The 17293-nt window shown below is 43.4% G+C and carries 16 protein-coding genes; 13 read left to right on the forward strand and 3 right to left on the reverse strand.

All coding sequences use genetic code 11. From position 1 onward, the window contains the following. The first annotated feature begins 110 nt into the window (after positions 1-110). The 6 genes from ACHBIF_RS03485 to rhaD are packed head-to-tail and all read left to right on the forward strand — an operon-like array spanning position 111 to position 4112. Positions 111-566 carry a PTS sugar transporter subunit IIA gene (locus ACHBIF_RS03485; RefSeq protein ID WP_024377732.1) on the forward strand — a complete coding sequence of 152 codons (456 nt, stop codon included), beginning with the start codon at positions 111-113 and terminating at the stop codon, positions 564-566. A gap of 13 nt (positions 567-579) precedes the next feature. After that, positions 580-882, forward strand: a complete 303-nt coding sequence (locus tag ACHBIF_RS03490) for a PTS sugar transporter subunit IIB (protein WP_394718667.1) — start codon at positions 580-582, stop codon at positions 880-882. Between the two features lie 36 nt (positions 883-918). Next, complete coding sequence (locus ACHBIF_RS03495) at positions 919-2268, forward strand: PTS galactitol transporter subunit IIC (RefSeq protein WP_024377719.1); 1350 nt, start codon at positions 919-921, stop codon at positions 2266-2268. Continuing rightward, complete coding sequence (locus ACHBIF_RS03500) at positions 2258-2497, forward strand: hypothetical protein (protein WP_024377718.1); 240 nt, start codon at positions 2258-2260, stop codon at positions 2495-2497. The genes ACHBIF_RS03495 and ACHBIF_RS03500 overlap by 11 nt, the downstream gene beginning before the upstream one ends. A 4-nt stretch (positions 2498-2501) precedes the next feature. Then, positions 2502-3254 carry a class II aldolase/adducin family protein gene (locus ACHBIF_RS03505; protein WP_394718670.1) on the forward strand — a complete coding sequence of 251 codons (753 nt, stop codon included), beginning with the start codon at positions 2502-2504 and terminating at the stop codon, positions 3252-3254. 51 nt (positions 3255-3305) lie between these two features. Then, positions 3306-4112: a rhamnulose-1-phosphate aldolase gene (gene rhaD / locus ACHBIF_RS03510; RefSeq protein ID WP_394718672.1), complete on the forward strand. Its 807-nt coding sequence runs from the start codon at positions 3306-3308 to the stop codon at positions 4110-4112. A 26-nt stretch (positions 4113-4138) separates the two neighbouring features. On the opposite strand, the gene gshAB is transcribed toward rhaD, so the two are convergent. Next, positions 4139-6376 (reverse strand): bifunctional glutamate--cysteine ligase GshA/glutathione synthetase GshB, encoded by a 2238-nt coding sequence (gene gshAB, locus ACHBIF_RS03515; protein WP_394718674.1) that lies wholly within the window; start codon positions 6374-6376, stop codon positions 4139-4141. A 363-nt stretch (positions 6377-6739) separates the two neighbouring features. Here gshAB and ACHBIF_RS03520 point away from each other — a divergent pair, with 363 nt between their 5' ends. Both ACHBIF_RS03520 and yajC read left to right on the forward strand, forming a co-directional pair. After that, on the forward strand, positions 6740-8032 hold the full coding sequence (locus ACHBIF_RS03520) for an adenylosuccinate synthase (protein WP_029187714.1): 1293 nt from the start codon (positions 6740-6742) through the stop codon (positions 8030-8032). Between the two features lie 473 nt (positions 8033-8505). Then, positions 8506-8829: a preprotein translocase subunit YajC gene (gene yajC, locus ACHBIF_RS03525; RefSeq protein WP_172009551.1), complete on the forward strand. Its 324-nt coding sequence runs from the start codon at positions 8506-8508 to the stop codon at positions 8827-8829. 356 nt (positions 8830-9185) lie between these two features. Here yajC and ACHBIF_RS03530 read toward each other — a convergent pair whose 3' ends face one another. Both ACHBIF_RS03530 and ACHBIF_RS03535 read right to left on the reverse strand, forming a co-directional pair. Then, positions 9186-10304: a hypothetical protein gene (locus ACHBIF_RS03530; RefSeq protein WP_394718677.1), complete on the reverse strand. Its 1119-nt coding sequence runs from the start codon at positions 10302-10304 to the stop codon at positions 9186-9188. A gap of 12 nt (positions 10305-10316) precedes the next feature. Further along, a complete protein-coding gene (locus ACHBIF_RS03535; protein WP_394718679.1) occupies positions 10317-11081 on the reverse strand; it encodes a YiiX/YebB-like N1pC/P60 family cysteine hydrolase in 765 nt (254 codons plus the stop codon). A gap of 308 nt (positions 11082-11389) precedes the next feature. On the opposite strand from ACHBIF_RS03535, the gene ACHBIF_RS03540 reads away from it, so the two are divergent. The 5 genes from ACHBIF_RS03540 (at position 11390) to ACHBIF_RS03560 (ending at position 17293) form a co-directional block, all read left to right on the forward strand. Next, a complete protein-coding gene (locus tag ACHBIF_RS03540; RefSeq protein WP_172009548.1) occupies positions 11390-12247 on the forward strand; it encodes a helix-turn-helix domain-containing protein in 858 nt (285 codons plus the stop codon). A 157-nt stretch (positions 12248-12404) separates the two neighbouring features. Continuing rightward, positions 12405-13160 (forward strand): isoprenyl transferase, encoded by a 756-nt coding sequence (locus tag ACHBIF_RS03545; protein WP_105111706.1) that lies wholly within the window; start codon positions 12405-12407, stop codon positions 13158-13160. 9 nt (positions 13161-13169) lie between these two features. Further along, positions 13170-13976: a phosphatidate cytidylyltransferase gene (locus ACHBIF_RS03550; RefSeq protein ID WP_394718682.1), complete on the forward strand. Its 807-nt coding sequence runs from the start codon at positions 13170-13172 to the stop codon at positions 13974-13976. A 9-nt stretch (positions 13977-13985) separates the two neighbouring features. Then, positions 13986-15245, forward strand: coding sequence for an RIP metalloprotease RseP (gene rseP / locus ACHBIF_RS03555; RefSeq protein ID WP_394718684.1), 1260 nt, complete (start codon positions 13986-13988; stop codon positions 15243-15245). A gap of 194 nt (positions 15246-15439) precedes the next feature. Further along, complete coding sequence (locus ACHBIF_RS03560; RefSeq protein WP_394718686.1) at positions 15440-17293, forward strand: proline--tRNA ligase; 1854 nt, start codon at positions 15440-15442, stop codon at positions 17291-17293.

The following is a 17293-nucleotide window of genomic DNA, read 5'->3' on the forward strand; positions in this document are numbered from 1 at the left end:
AACAAAAAGACACAAAATTTTTACTGAAAGCGTTGACAACGATAAATAAATGGTTTATAATCATATTATAACAAAAGATTAACAAAAAGTTAACAAAAAGAGGTGAAAAAATGTATAAAGATATGTTACAAGCTGATTTAATTCAATTGGATTGTAATGTTTTCGAGCATACTGACCTGTTTCAATTAATTGGAAAGGAGTTAAAAGAAAAAGGATACGTTACAGATCAGTACCTTGAGGCTTTGTTAGAAAGGGAGCGAGAATTCCCTACAGGCCTCAAGACACGTCATGTTAACATTGCAATACCGCATACAGACCCTCATGTTATCGAACGACCATTTATCTATGTTGTCAAAAACAGCCAACCGATAAATATGTTGCAAATGGGAGATAATTCTGAGATGACCTGTCAGTATTTCTTGTTCCTAGGCATTAAGGATCCAAAAGGACAGGTTGGGCTGTTGGCGGCACTCATGGATATATTTTCGCAGGAAGCATTTGCTCACCAATTTATTCAAGCGGAAACACCCTTGGATATGTATCAATTACTAAATCATTATTTATAAAGGAGACAGTCTTATGGTAAGAAAACTAATTGTAGCGTGCGGTAGTGGTGTTGCAACCAGTACAACCATTGCAGAGAAAATAAAAACTCGTTTTGAAGATGACAACATTAGTTATCCAGTAGAAGCAGTTGATTACAAGTCAATTTTAAATGAATTGCCACAGGCAAGTATCTACGTTTATATCGCCAAGCCAGAAACAGAGGTTTTGGAAGAAGCAGAACGCCTTGGAGTATCTGTTTTTCCAGGTGTACCATTCTTGACAGGCATGGGTGTCGATAGCGTTTACGAAGAAATCGTAGAGGCAACTAAAAAATAAGGAATCAATCAAAATACATTATAAAGGAGAATGACAATGGGAGTCTTTCAAGATATCATTCAATGGATATTGAATTTAGGATCCGCAATCTTTGTTCCGCTCATTATTCTTGTACTGGGCTTGTTGGTAGGGATGAAATTTAAAAAAGCTTTCATCTCCGCTATTACACTGGGTGTAGCCTTCACAGGTATGGGGATGATTATTGGTTTCATGTCCAATGCCGTATCACCTGCGTCGGAAGCTCTGGCCTTGAATACTGGTATCTCCCTTCCAGCACTTGACTTGGGTTGGACTGGTGCAGCTAGTATTGTATGGTCTTGGACCTTTGCTTTCACCTTCTTTGCTGTTCAAATTGCTATCAACGTGTTGATGCTTAGTTTGAATTGGACAAAGACCTTGAACGTAGATATGTGGAATGTTTGGGGGAAAGCCTTGACTGGTTACTTGGTATACTATGTGAGTGGTCATTTATGGGCTGGCTTCTTGGTGGCAGCTATTCAGGTTGTTTTAGAATTAAAAATGGGCGATATGTTCCAAAAACACATTGAAGATCTGACAGGTATTCCAATGGTAACTGTTACTCACTGTATGAACCTATCTGCTGTCTTCATGTTGCCAGTGAACAAATTGATGGATAAAGTACCGTTCTTGAATAAAAAAGCTGATACGGATGCTCTTCGTAAGAAAATCGGTATCTTCTCTGAAAACTCAGTAATGGGCTTCATCATTGGTGTCTGCCTAGGTTTTGCAGGTGCCTACACCATTTCAAATTCCTTGAACTTGGGTATTCAAGTTGCTACTGCCATGGCTCTATTCCCAATGGTAAGCAAGCTCTTTATGCAATCCCTCTCTCCATTAGCTGATGCTATGTCAGAGTTTATGAAAAAACGTTTCAACGACCGTGAAGTTTATATTGGTATGGACTGGCCATTGTTGGCAGGGCGTTCAGAAGTATGGGTCACTCTTATCCTCATGGTGCCAATCTTTATCGGTTACTCTCTCATCTTGCCAGGAAATACCGTATTGCCAATCGCAGGGGTATTGAACTACTCTATTGCAGTAGGAGGCCTCTTGCTTACAGGTGGTAACTTGGCACGTATGATGATCCTCGGTGTCATCTATCTTCCGCTCTACCTTTACAGTGCAACGTATTTTGCTCCTATTTTGACAGGTTTGGCAAACTCTACTGGTGCAGTTGAGGTAGAAAAAGGTCAGTTGATTACTTGGTCTACTATTGAAACGCCAGAACTCCGCATTATGTTTGCGGAAGCGTTCAATGGCAATATACTCGGTATTGGAGGGGCGGTTCTCTTCCTAGCACTCTTTGTTTGGTTGTATAAGACAATGACAGCACAAGAAGTACCGTCAAAACGTTATGAAAACTAAAAAAGCATATTGGCTAACTTTATTATTGGTGGCAGTTGTCCTTTTTCTGCTAGGTTTAAATACGGGAGTGTATGTATTTAACTTGTTAGCGATTGGGATTAGCTTTCTAGTCTATCGAAATGGCTATGATGTTTTATTCAAAGAGTACGACGATAGCCAAAAAGAAAAACGAGAAACAGCAGAAAAGATTTACGCTGCCTTGAGGGAAGGAAAAAAGAAAGGCGAGTAAGCATATGACGAGTGGAAAAATTCTATTTTCAGAAGAGAGGAAAGCACTAGCAGATGCTGTTCATCTGACCTATTATCGTAAGAACACCAATACGGCAGGGGGGAATTTTTCCTTCAAAACACAAGATAAGACAGGCAAAGAATACATCATCATGACACCGTCTATGATGTCAGAAGCTTATCATGGAAAAATCAGTCCTGCGCAAGTCTTGGTTATAGATTATGACACCGAGGAAGTGGTGGCTGGTGAAGGGAAAGTGACGCGTGAAATCAATATGCACTTTGCGTGTTACCGGACAAATCCTGAAATCAAATGTGTTTTCCATGCCCACGCTCCCAATGCTATGTTTTGGGCAACCAGTCATTTAGATATGCCCAACCTGACAGAATCAACTCAAAAGGTCGAGTATATTAAGGTGTTGGATTTTGCACCGAATACTACTCCAGAATTGGCAGAAATTGTCCGACAAGAGTTGCTCTCATCAGACGGAAAACTGCCAAAAGAGTATCTTTTGGATAGTCACGGGGTCTTGATTTTGACTCCGGGATCAGACGGTGAAGAGGCTTTGAACAAGGCTCTCCAAATTCTTGATACGGTTGAATGGAACGCAGAAATTGCTTACAAGCAAACCGTTTTCCAAAAACTTGGTATCTTGGATGGCTATTATTCAAAAGGTCATCGAATTGGAGATATAGACGATTTGATTCATAGAAGACCTATCTGGAATCAAGAAAAACAAGACGAAGGTTTTGAATAAAAGATAGGGGATACCCTATCTTTTATTTGTGAAAAGGAAAGGAGTAAGGACATGAAAGAATTTAAAGATTCGCAATCCATGCAGGAGCTGTGTCAGCTGACTTATGATATGTGGTTGCATGGTTGGGATGAATATAACGGGGGAAATGTCAGTTACATTTTACCGGAAGAGGACAGGGAGTATCTGAAGTTCTATGCTGTAAAAAAAGAAGTTGAACTGTCCGATATTCCTCCAGAAATGATTGGTCAGTATGTTTTGATTACTGCATCAGGTAGTCATTTTAGGACCTTGAGAGATCATGTGGAACGCGATACGGGTGTCATTCGGGTGACAGAAGCAGGCTATCAAGTTTTGTGGGGATTTGAAGAAGAAAAACGTCCGACCAGCGAGCTATATATGCACTTGTTGGCCCATGCAAAACGGTTATCCGTTGATCCAGCTCATCGCGTGGTTGTCCACAATCATGCTCCCAATGCCACAGCCTACTCACTGGTATCTCCGCCGGATGATAAGGAATACACCTTGCCTTTGTGGAGAGTGTTGACGGAGAGTATTGTTGTATTCCCAGACGGTGTTGGCATTTTACCGTGGGAATTGCCGGGAACGCTAGCAATTGCTCAGCATAGTGTAGAAAAGCTGGAACATTGCCGTATTGTTGTCTGGGCCTATCATGGTATTTTAGCGACTGGAAAAGATTTTCAAGATTGTTTTGGCTTGATTGAAACAGTTGACAAGGCCGCAAAAATCCACCTGCAAACCATGTCTATCAAACAATACCCTGGTTTGAGCGATAAAGACTTGTACGAGGTCTGTCAGGTACTCAAGGTAGAACCACGGGAAGGTTTTTTACAGATATAAAAAATAAGCTCAGAGAATATCTGGGCTTATTTGTCAAGTTCAGGAAACAATTTTCGCAAAATTTTCGGTGTAATGCTCTGCCCAGGTCCTGCGTAGGTGTAGGTGTGCAGGTACATGCCAGGGTTGAAGTTGAGTTCGATGCAGGTGCAGTTAGGCTCTTCCTTGCTGGCTGGCTTGGTGCGGTCAGGAATAATCAAGTCCACACCGCAGGCCCAAGCTCCCATAGCAGTCGCCATATCGGCAGCCAGTTGCTTGTAGGACTCGTCCATCTGATCGGTCATGTCAATAGAGTCACCACCGGTTGAGATATTGGAATTGCCACGCAGAAAGGCTTGGACGCCCTCTGGCAAAACTGTATCAGGCGTGTAGCCCTGCTGCTCCAACATAAGCAGTTCGATATCACCCAGATTGATAATTTCCAGTGGTGATCGGTGGTCACGACCACGCAGAGGATCTTGGTTTTTTTGGTCCACTAATTCACGGATGGTTGACTGCCCATCCCCAACGACATTGGCTGCGACGCGGAGCAGGACAGCCTCGCATTTGCCGTCCAGGACGAAGAAGCGGTACTCGGTCCCCGCCACGAATTCCTCCACCAGCACATGGCTGTCTTCCGAAAAGGCGATGTCCAGGGCTTTTTCATAGTCCACAAGGCTTGCAGGCTCTTGGAAGATAGAGATGCCGAGGCCGAAGTTGGTGGATTTTGGTTTGACAACAATAGCAGAGCTAGCTACCTGTCCGTAATACCGCAGGGCCTCTTCCTTGTTTGCAAATTCAGCTCCCGCAGGTACTGGAAAACCAGCCTGGTCCAAAATCTTTTTGGTTACGACCTTGTTGGCCATGGCGAGAGGAATGACGTAGTTGTCCTTGGAGGTCATATTGCCATTTTTGATGTACTCGACATGGTCACCATGCCAGAGTTTGAGAAACTGGTCTTCCTCGTCTAAAATCTCCACATTCAAGCCCAGCTGAATGGCGTCAAAGAGAATCATCTGGGTGGAGAGTTCCATGTTTTCATAGCCCTTAAGGGCGTAAGGGGCTGTCCAAGCATAGTCATGGAAGGCACGGCCTTGCTGCTGGCCAAATCTTTCCAAAGATCCATCTTCAACCTGCTCTGCTATTTTTCCAGAGAGGGTCAAACGTGGGTCTTGAAGGGCAGCCTTCACTTGAGCGATGAGCTGGCTGTAGTAGTCGTCCAGTCCAAAGTGGGCGACAATCGCTGTCATGGCGGTCAGGATAGGGCTGGCGTCTGCCTCTGCTGGTAGGGGAGTGTGAGGGTGGCTGAGGGCGATGCGGTTGTTGAGGTCTGCCGCTTGAGCCAGCTCTTCGTCGACCTGCTCCATATCATCAAGCCAGAGCAGTGCCAAGGCAAAGAGGTGGGTGGTGTCCAGCGTTTCTTGGCTAATAGCCAGTGGCTCGAAGGGGTTGAGGTCGAAGTTGCGGAACTCCAGATAGGTGATACCCTTGGTCAAAAAGTCCCGACTGGTCTTAGCACCACGGAGGCGGACAGCGGAGTAAAATTCCTTTTCGGCAGACAGTTGACCGCTAGCAACCGCCTGCTCGATGTCGGTCACATATTGCTCCAAAGAAGAGAAGGAGATGTGGACATCGGGGGCGTTGACATAGCCGTAGTTGGAGTTGCGGATGGACCGCACGCAGCCAATTTCCTCTGTCAAAAATCCTTTTTCCGCCAGACTACTTGCTCCGTAGAGGTAGGTCAAGAGCCAACGGTAGCGTAAGAAATTCTGCGCCAGCTTGAGATAGAGGGTGTTTTTAAAGCAGATAAGGTCGTCATACCCACTGACTGCAAAGAGTTGTTGGGTCAGGTCTTTACCTAGCTCAAAATTGTAGTGAATGCCTGACATAGATTGAAGTAGCTTGCCGTAGCGTTCCGCCAATCCGACACGGTATTGGTACTCGAAGTCGCTCTCCAGCTGAGCAATCTGAATCTCATCTTCTGAGATCACAGGTGGCATAGACAGGGGCCAAAGGTACTCGCTCTTGTTCATGGACCGCACTGCTACATCGGTAATCGCTCCGAGGAAACGGCGGGCTTCCTTGGTCGAATGAGCCACAGGGGTAATCAGCTCCAGTTGTGGCTCGCTGTAATCCGTCTGGATATAAGGATGAAAACTGCGTGAGCCCAAGCTCTCAGGGTGGGGCGTTTGAGCTACGCGGTTGTCAGTGTTGATGCGTAAGGATTCCCGTTCCAAACCAAAGGTGGCTTGGAGGATGGGGCTATTTGGGGATAATTTCTGTAACATATGCAATCCGTCCAATTTCTGATAGTGTCTTACACCAATTTTATCTAGTTTATAAAACAAATACAAATTTCTGCTACGTTTTGAAAGAAAAAATGAAGTTGGTAAAAGGACAGGATGAGGAGGCTTCGGAAATTCCTTTCAAAAACAACTTTAAAAATGCGAGAGATGAGTGTTTGTTCGTATTTTGAGATTGAAAACAATGCGACAGGAAATAACATCCGATATAAACGAAAATATTGGAAATTCTTGAAAAAATGTTCGTTTTTTGATAGAATAGTGTGTAAAACGAAACTTGCAGGTGAGATTCCTGCCAGAAGTAGAAGAAAGGCTGGACTGGTCAGCCAGTTCAGAGAAAGAGTGAATATGACATCAGTAGTTGTTGTAGGAACCCAATGGGGCGACGAAGGTAAGGGTAAAATTACAGACTTCTTGTCTGCTAATGCTGAAGTAATCGCGCGCTATCAAGGTGGAGATAATGCAGGACATACTATCGTTATCGACGGCACCAAGTATAAGTTGCACTTGATTCCGTCTGGAATTTTCTTCCCAGAAAAGATTTCGGTTATCGGAAATGGTGTGGTTGTCAATCCAAAATCCTTGGTGAAGGAAATCAACTACCTCCATGATTCAGGTGTGACGACAGATAATTTGCGGATTTCAGACCGCGCACACGTCATCTTGCCTTATCACATCAAATTGGACCAGTTGCAGGAAGAATCCAAAGGTGAGAACAAGATTGGTACAACCAACAAGGGTATCGGTCCAGCTTACATGGACAAGGCTGCGCGTGTTGGTATCCGTATCGCAGACCTCTTGGACAAGGAGATTTTTGCGGAGCGTTTGAAAACAAACTTGGCTGAGAAAAACCGTTTGTTTGAGAAAATGTATGAGTCAACTCCGATTGAGTTTGACGAAATCTTTGAAGAATACTATGCTTACGGTCAAGAAATCAAAAAGTATGTAACAGATACCTCTGTTATCTTGAACGATGCCCTCGACCAAGGCAAACGTGTCTTGTTTGAAGGTGCCCAAGGGGTTATGTTGGATATTGACCAAGGTACCTATCCATTCGTTACTTCTTCAAACCCAGTTGCTGGTGGTGTGACCATCGGTAGCGGTGTCGGCCCAAGCAAGATTGACAAGGTTGTTGGTGTATGTAAGGCCTACACTAGCCGTGTTGGTGACGGACCATTCCCAACTGAATTGCACGATGAAATCGGAGACCGTATCCGCGAAATCGGTAAGGAATACGGTACGACAACTGGGCGTCCACGCCGTGTCGGTTGGTTTGACTCAGTGGTGATGCGCCATAGTCGCCGTGTGTCAGGTATTACCAACTTGTCCCTCAACTCGATTGACGTCTTGTCAGGTCTTGAGACCTTGAAAATCTGCGTGGCTTATGACTTGGATGGTGAGCGTATTGACCACTACCCAGCAAGTTTGGAGCAACTCAAACGTTGCAAACCAATCTACGAAGAAATGCCAGGTTGGTCTGAAGACATCACAGGTGTACGTAGCCTGGATGAATTGCCAGAAGCGGCTCGCAACTATGTTCGTCGTATCAGCGAATTGGTAGGCGTTCGTATCTCAACTTTCTCGGTAGGACCAGGTCGTGAACAGACCAACATCCTTGAGAGTGTATGGAGTTCTAAATAGGATATTGAGCGGGAAATCAGTGGAGTTAGGAGGAGAAAAATAGTATGTTCCTCATATTGGGTGTTACTGGAGTCCTGTTCTTATTCAGCATATTGGTGGGCTACCTGGTTTTCGTGGTTGCTTGGAGTTTGCCACGTATGGAGGATAAACAGCAACATCGTTACTATTTGATAGGCTCCTTTCTAAGTCTGCTCCTATTTCCCTTTATTGGACCCTTGGTTTTTCCTATATTTGGCTTTAGCCTTGGTTATGGAATTTCTGCTCCACTGTCAAAGGGATGGAGAACCTTCTTGATAATAGTAGGGGTGGTATTGCTGTTTTGTTCAGGTCTAGCTCTTTTTTGGATTGCCGAAACTGTGTTGGATCTATATTCAAATTAAAGATTGAAGGGCAAGTTCTATCTGAACTTGTTCTTTTTTGATATTCTGCTATAATAGATTTTACTAGATTCTATAAAATAAAGAGGTTTACAAATGGAAGGTTTATTTTTACCCCTAATCATGGTGGCTATGGTTGGTTTCATGTTTTATTCACAGCGTAAGCAACAGAAACAGCGTCAAGACGCCCTTAGTCAAATCAAAAAAGGTGACGAAATCGTGACCATCGGAGGCTTGTTTGGTATCGTTGATGAAATCGACGACAAGAAGGTCGTTCTGGATGTGGACGGTGTCTATTTGACTTTTGAACGCGGAGCCATTCGCAATCGTGTGACGCCGGCTGCAACGACAACAGTAGTGGCAGAAGAACCAGCTGTAGAAGTCGCTGCACCTGTTCAAGAATCAGTCATTGAAGAGTGAAGAAAAGAGAGTTATTGACTGCCCAGCTAATTTTGGGAGTCAATAACTCTTTTTGTGTATAGGTAGGTATAGAGATAGATGATGGGTTGCATGAGAGTGTTACGTTCTGTAAGTGAGAAATTTCACTCTTGGAGAATCATCTTATCCACTCTCAACTCTTATCAATGAACCTAAGTTCTATCGTCAACTTCGTTTCCTAGGCTCAGCTACTTTTGATTTTCTTTGAGTATTAGCAGGAATTTACTAAGATTCGTTATTGCTAATTGTTTAGTTTTTCAACTGCTTCCTGTGGTAGCGGTACCTCTCCGCAGCGGTAAATATTGTATATTTTTGAAAAGTATACTTACAAACAAACTTTATCTAAATTTTGACCAAATGTGAAACGAGTTTTCTTCGATAGAGTCCATAGAAGTAACAGCTTCGTTTGCGTCTGTATTGTATGCAATTAATTGATTTCCAGCTAGTATGAGAATTGTGTCAGAATTAATTCTTTTTACATCTTTTATGTAAGCTTGATTACTAGAAAGACCATATTGAGAAAGGTCTACGAATTGAGTAGAATAATCACGGGTATTGAAAAGGCTAAAGCAGACCTTGCCAGAGTCATTTCGTTCGTGTTCTATTGCCAATATATCTTGACCAAGGTCGTAGATGTTGGTTGGTGAAATTTCAGGTAAATCAATAAATTCACTTTGCTTAGAGTCTAAGTCATAGTGGAGAATTTTACCAATGGGTACCCATGACGCATAGGGAGAATCTCGGCGCCCATTCACAACAGCAAATAGACTGTTGTTTTTTATAATAGTGTCTTCAAAAGAATAGGTGGTATCTGAGTTTTCAAAAAGAGTCTCCTTGCTTTCCAAACGTATTTCACCATTATTGATAGACAATTTATATAGATCTGTAGGAAAAGTTCCTTGTCCATGTACCTTTGTGCCCAGAAAGTAGATATAGTCTCCATCTGCTTTAAAATCATTTCCTAGTAGGGGTTCTTCAAAAATATATTTGTTTTTTTTGTTTAGATTCGAATCAAATGAGGCGATGAAGGTTTCTACTGTATTGGCTTCAGATGTGAAGTAAAGATTTTGATATTGACCCGAGGAGGTGTAGGCATACTCAGGTGTTTTGTTATATCGAATTTTCCCATCTTCAAAATCAATGGAAATAATCCGTCCGACAACCCCTAACGGAGGACCTTCTTCTGAAAAAACCAAATAACGATTTTCCAATTCTGCACGATGGACAGTAGGGTTTATTTGCCCTTTTACAAGCTCAATTGAGTTTGTAGAGACGGGAATAAATTCCTTGTTTTCAAAGCGGTATCCAGTGATATTGTTATTGCTGATGATATAGAAATCTGCCTCAGAGTTAATATCTATTGTCGGATTGGATAGAATTTTGGTTGCAATTAAATAAATACTTATGGCTATCATCAATCCGACAATTAATAAAAGTATTTTCTTTAACCTTTTCATAAACCACCTCCATTATCGGTTCCTATAGACAATGGTTGTTTTGGGGTTGTTTACAAACTCACCAGGATGGATAGCAATAGCTGCTCCAGCATCGTTATCGCTTTTATTTAAGTCAACACCAGCAGTATAATAGTAAGCTGCCCAAACTAATTGAGAGCAGTAAAAACTTCCTGTTTGTCTGGCATTCCAGAAGTTGATGTTATAAGGTTTCCCAACTTGCTGTCCTGCCCAATGTCCGGCGTTCCAATCCTGTTGCACACTAGTTGCATTCACACCTACTTGCCAGATTGTGTGGGAACTGCTAGTCCATTCTCCGCTTTTAAGTCTAATATTTTCGCCTTTTCTAGGAGCTTCAGCTACAACATGAACATCTTGAGGGGCAACAATAGCGGCATGCCATGTATTAATACTTTTGGTTCCGAAGCCTTGGGTGGTAACACAGATTAGTCCATCACGCCAACTCCAAGTTCCGATGCGGGCACGGGTGCGATCTTTGACATCGGCCTGTACAGGTGCTGTTAAACCATATTCTAAATATTCCTGCTCTAAATTAGGCATATTTTCCAGAATAGACTCTTGCTCAGGAGTTAGTTGTACATCATTTCCGACAGAAGTATTAGCATCACGATATAAGTCAGTGCTATCTTCAGCATTTATTGTAGCTACAGGTAAAGCCAAGGATAGACAGAGGACAGAGAAAGCTGTCAATAATTTTTTATTTTTTATTTTGAATTCCTCCTTATTGGAAGCAAAGAAAATTGAAATAGCTAGCGTCATCTTTTGAATTTGCTCAGATAAAGATGACGGTCTTTTCTGGGGGAAATTAGAGATGTGGTTGAAACTTTAGTACATGGGAATCACCTAGACTTTCTAAAGTATAAATATCTATAGCCACCAAAACCAAGGGAAATCGCTAGCTGAAAGCGTAGTGATAACCATTGATAAGGCTAGTATAAAGTAATGAAATTGAAACTTTTTCATAACATACCTCCGGTATTGTTGTATTTTATGTTATAATTTTAACATAAATAAAAAGAGCTTATATAAAATGTAAACTTTAGTTACAAAGTATAGAGAGGATTACTATGAGATGGGATGTTGGCAAAGTTTATAGAGATATTAGAAAGTCTAAGGGTTTGAGTCAGGAGGATGTTTGTGGTAATGAGATTTCACGTGTCTCCTTATCTAAGTTCGAAAATTGTAAATCAATTCCTAGCTTTGAACACATGCTATACTTACTGGACCAAATAGATATGACTGTCGAAGAGTTTGTATATATTTGTAATCTTTATCATCCATCGGAACGCCAAAAAATTTTGGACAAAATGCAAGATATTCCAGCGTTGCTTGGAACTAATGGAATCCGTGATATACTGGAGGACTGTGAGCGGTATTTGAAAAGGAGTCATGATATTACCATCCAAAATATTTTTTTACGCTTGCGACTTGTTAATCATATTCGAGAAAATGGTTTGACTGAGAAGGTGGAGGAGCGCCAAGAATTTGTTGATCAAATTCTTACTTATTTGGAAAAACATGATACTTGGTATTTGAGTGATTTGAAATTTTTGACAGCAGTGTTATTTTCTTTATCATTTGAGTCGTTGGAGTATTTGACAGATAAAATTTTACTAACACTTGATAAGTATGACGGCTTTATAGAGGTGATTGATAAAAAGTTTGGTATTTATGCTAACCTATCGACGGTTTATCTAGCTAACGGACGAATAAAACAGGCAACTGAGTTTGCTGATAGAATGTTGGATGTTGCTCAAAAAACGAAACGTTACGATTTTTTAGGATTTGCATGGGTTCGACTAGGCATTTGCCAATCAAACCAATCTCTGATTGAAAAAGGTGTCGATTTACTTGAACTATGCGGTGATAATCTTGCCTTGCAGCAAATTAAAATGGAGATTGACCGTAGCTTTATGCAACATTAGTTTCTAATCCTGTCTCAAACTCAAAATATTCGGTTAGAACAATATGGACAGAAAAACCAGGGGAATCCTTGGTTTTTATCTTATCCTCATGATGTGCTTTTTGCTTAAAAACTAGAGACTGTGGTATAATAGACTGATTATAGCTTGAGGAAAAGTCATGTTTAAGTGGAATTTTAAGAAAAAAGAGAAGTTTGAGACGCCTGTGGAGGTGCCCAAACATATTGCCATCATTATGGATGGGAATGGGCGCTGGGCCAAAAAACGGATGCAGCCTCGGATTATGGGTCATAAGGCCGGTATGGATGCCCTGCAAAAGGTAACAAAAACAGCGTCTAAACTAGGGGTCAAGGTCCTGACAGTCTATGCCTTCTCAACGGAAAATTGGTCCCGCCCTGAGAAGGAAGTCAAATTTATCATGAATTTGCCGGTTGAATTTTACGATAAATACGTGCCGGAGCTTCATGCCAACAATGTGAAAATTCAGATGATTGGTGACCATTCTCGCCTGCCAGAAGCGACCTTGAAGGCACTGCGGATGGCAGAAGAAAAGACCAGGAGAAATACCGGCCTCATCCTCAATTTTGCCTTGAATTATGGCGGTCGTGATGAGCTGTCTCGTGCGATTAAGGCGATCTCGCAGGATATTTTGGATGCTAAGTTCAATCCAGGGGATATTGATGACAAGCTGATTGCTGATTATCTGTATACAGGTAGTTTGCCGGTTTCCCTGCGAGACCCTGATTTGGTCATTCGGACCAGTGGTGAACTCCGTCTCAGTAATTTTTTGCCCTGGCAGATAGCCTACAGTGAGCTCTACTTCACTGACGTGGCCTGGCCGGACTTTGATGGAGAAGCTCTGCTATTAGCCATAAAAGAATACAATCGTCGCCACAGAAGATTTGGTGGTGTGTAAGGAGAAATGATGACAAAGGAACTAAGAACACGGGTGATATCGGCGGTCGTTGCACTGACCCTCTTTATCCCTGTTATATATATTGGTGGGGTGACCTTCCAGTTGGTGCTGGGGCTCTTGGCCATGCTGGCTACTGCGGAATTGATGCGGATGTACAAGCTGGCGCCTAATTCCATTGAGGGTATCCTGTCCATGCTGGGAAGTTTTGTCTTGACCCTTCCGCTTGAGAACTATCTGCCATTTTTGCCGACGGATGGGAACTATGTGGCCTTTACGGTCATTGTCTTTATTCTGATGGGTTCGATCGTTTTCCATACAGGCACCTATACTTACTCAGAAGTGGTCTATCCTATTGCCAGCAGTTTTTATATCGGGGTTGGTTTCCACAATCTGGCCCTGGCGCGTATGGATAGTCTCAACAAGCTATTCTTTGCCCTGCTGCTTGTCTGGGCGACGGATATTGGTGCCTATATGCTTGGTCGTCAGTTTGGCAAACGCAAGCTGGCTCCTCTGGTATCACCCAATAAATCTATTGAAGGTTTTCTCGGTGGGATTGCTTCGGCAGTTGTAGTGGCAGCCATCTATCTCATCTTCTCCAAGGAAATTCGTGACGTCTATTCAATTCCCTTGATGCTGGTCTTGGCGGCTGTATTTTCTGTCGTGGCCCAGTTTGGAGATCTGGTTGAGAGTGCTATCAAGCGCCGTTTTGGTGTCAAGGATTCTGGTAATTTGATTCCAGGGCATGGCGGTATCTTGGATCGTTTTGACAGTGTCATTTTTGTCTTTCCAATCATGCACTTCTTCGGCTTATTTTAAGGAGGTTCCATGAAGGGAATTTTAGCATTTATTTTTATCTTTGGCGTGATTGTGGTTATCCATGAATTTGGTCACTTCTATTTCGCCAAAAAAGCAGGCATCCTGGTTCGGGAATTTGCCATTGGTATGGGTCCGAAAATTTTCGCTCATACGGGCAAGGACGGGACGACCTATACGATTCGTATTCTTCCGCTTGGCGGCTATGTTCGTATGGCTGGCTGGGGCGAGGACAAGACGGAGATTAAGACCGGGACACCGGCCAGTTTGACCCTCAATTCAGACGGCATTGTGACTCGAATCAACCTATCGGGTAAGGGCTTTGATGTCAACAGTCTGCCCATGAATGTGACCGGCTTTGACTTTGAAGATAGGCTGGAAATCACTGGTCTGGTCCTGGATGAGACCAAGACCTATAAGGTGGACCACGACGCGACCATTGTCGAGGAAGATGGGACGGAAGTCCGCATTGCACCGCTGGATGTCCAGTATCAAAATGCGACGATCTGGGGTCGGCTCATGACTAACTTTGCGGGTCCCATGAACAACTTTATCCTCGGTGTTTTGGCCTTCATCCTGCTTATGTTCATGCAGGGCGGTGTGGCCGACACGTCTAGCAATCAGGTGACAGTTGTAGAGGGTAGTGCCCTTGCAGCTGCTGGATTAGAGACTGGAGATAAGATTCTCTCGGTCAATGGTCAGGTAACAGATTCTTACGCCGATATTTCTAAGGTGATTGGACAGGCAGTGCAGGATGCTAGCAGTGCTCCTAAGTTTGACTTGCTTGTGGAGCAGGATGGGACTGAGAAGAATGTGTCTGTGACTGCCAAGCAGGAAGATGGCGCCTACAGACTAGGTGTTTCCCCTATTTTGAAGACGGGTGTCTTGGACAAGATTATTGGTGGTATCCAGCAGGCCGGAGCGACAGCTCTCATGATTGTCACAGCCCTGAAAAACCTGATTGCTAATTTTGATGTTAAACAGTTGGGTGGACCTGTTGCGATATACAGCGTTAGTGCCCAGGCTGCCGAAAGTGGGTGGGCAAACGTCCTGCAATTGATGGCTGCCCTGTCCATTAACCTCGGAATCTTTAACCTTATTCCTATTCCAGCCCTAGATGGCGGTAAGATTGTGATGAATATCCTAGAAGCCATTCGCAAAAAACCGCTCAAACAAGAGACAGAATCTTACATCACTCTAGCAGGAGTTGCCATTATGGTTGTTCTTATGCTAGTTGTGACCTGGAATGATATTATGCGTGTCTTCTTCTAAAATCTAGCTAAGAAAGGAATTGAATGTGTGCGATATGCAGGAAGTTCTGAAAACTACGAAAAAGAAAGGAACAGAGGAGGTTCGTAATTGAACTCGGTCTAAAAACTCGAAAAATAGATAAACTGACTGATGTGCAAGCACATTGCGCCAGTTTCCTAATTTTCAGTCGTTTTTTACGACCTCCGTATCTTAATATGAAACAGTCTAAAATGATTATCCCTACTTTGCGGGAGATGCCTTCGGATGCGTCGGTGATTAGCCACGCTTTGATGTTGCGTGCGGGTTATGTCCGTCAGATTTCTGCTGGTATTTACAGCTACTTGCCATTGGCTAACCGTGTGATTGAAAAAGCAAAAAATATCATGCGTGAGGAGTTTGACAAGATTGATGCCATTGAATTTTTGGCACCAGCCCTCTTGTCAGCGGACATTTGGCGCGAGTCTGGCCGTTATGAAACCTACGGTGATGACCTCTACAAGCTCAAAAACCGTGAGGGTTCTGACTTTATCTTGGGTCCAACTCACGAAGAAACGGTGACACTATTGGCGCGTGATGCGGTGCAATCTTACAAGCAGTTGCCACTCAACATTTACCAAATCCAGCCAAAATACCGTGATGAAAAACGTCCTCGTAACGGGCTTCTCCGTGGTCGTGAGTTTATCATGAAAGACGGTTACAGCTTCCACGCTAGCTATGATAGTTTAGACCAGACCTACGATGACTATAAGGCAGCTTACGAGGCTATTTTCACTCGTGCAGGATTGGAGTTCAAGGCTATCATCGGTGACGGTGGTGCCATGGGTGGTAAGGATAGCCAGGAGTTTATGGCTATTACCCCAGACCGTACTGATCTGGACCGTTGGGTTGTCTTGGATAAGTCGGTTGCTTCTTTTGAGGAAATACCAGAGGATGTTCTTGAAGCGATCAAGGCAGAACTCTTGGCTTGGTCTGTGTCTGGTGAAGATACCATCGCCTACTCTAGCGAGTCAGGCTATGCTGCCAACCTGGAAATGGCAACCAGCGAGTACAAACCAAGTACAGCAGTTGTCGTCGAAGAAGACTTGGTTAAAGTTGCTACACCAGATGCTAAAACCATCGACGAAGTGGCAGCCTTCTTGAATGTCGCTGAAGAGCAAACCATCAAAACCATGCTCTTTATGGCAGATGGTGAGCCAGTTGTTGCCCTCCTTGTCGGCAATGACCAGGTCAACGATGTCAAATTGAAAAACTACCTCGGCGCAGATTTCTTTGATGCGGCTAGTCCAGCAGATGCAGAAAAAGTCTTCGGTGCAGGCTTTGGTTCTCTTGGCCCAGTTGGTTTACCAGAAAATATCAAGATTATCGCCGACCGCAAAGTGCAAGATGTGAAGAACGCTGTAGTTGGTGCTAACGAAGATGGTTTCCACTATACAGGTGCCAATGCAGGGCGTGATTTCCAAGTGACTGAGTATGTGGATATTCGTGAAGTCAAGGAAGGGGAGCCTTCTCCAGATGGACACGGAGTTCTCAACTTTGCTCGCGGTATTGAGATCGGTCATATCTTCAAACTGGGTACCCGTTATTCAGATAGCATGAATGCCAACATCTTGGATGAGAATGGTCGTTCTATGCCGATTATCATGGGATGCTACGGAATCGGTGTTAGTCGTCTCTTGTCAGCAGTTCTTGAGCAACACGCTCGTCTCTTTGTTAACAAGACACCAAAAGGTGAATACCGTTATGCTTGGGGCATCAACTTCCCTAAAGAATTGGCACCGTTTGATGTACATTTGATCCCAGTCAATGTTAAGGACGAAGAAGCTATGGCATTAACTCAGTCAATCGAAGCTAGCTTAATCGGTGCTGGTTATGAAGTCTTGACCGATGACCGCAATGAACGCGTCGGAGTGAAATTCTCAGACAGCGACCTGATCGGTTTGCCAATCCGTGTGACCGTCGGTAAGAAAGCTGCCGACGGCGTGGTCGAAGTCAAAATCAAGGGCACTGGTGACACTGTCGAAGTCCATGTCGACCAGCTCTTGGAAACTTTGAAAATTTTGAATAAGTAA

It is taken from the genome of Streptococcus sp. A11 (assembly GCF_043674225.1).
In the GTDB taxonomy this organism is placed as follows: Bacteria; Bacillota; Bacilli; order Lactobacillales; family Streptococcaceae; genus Streptococcus; species Streptococcus suis_V.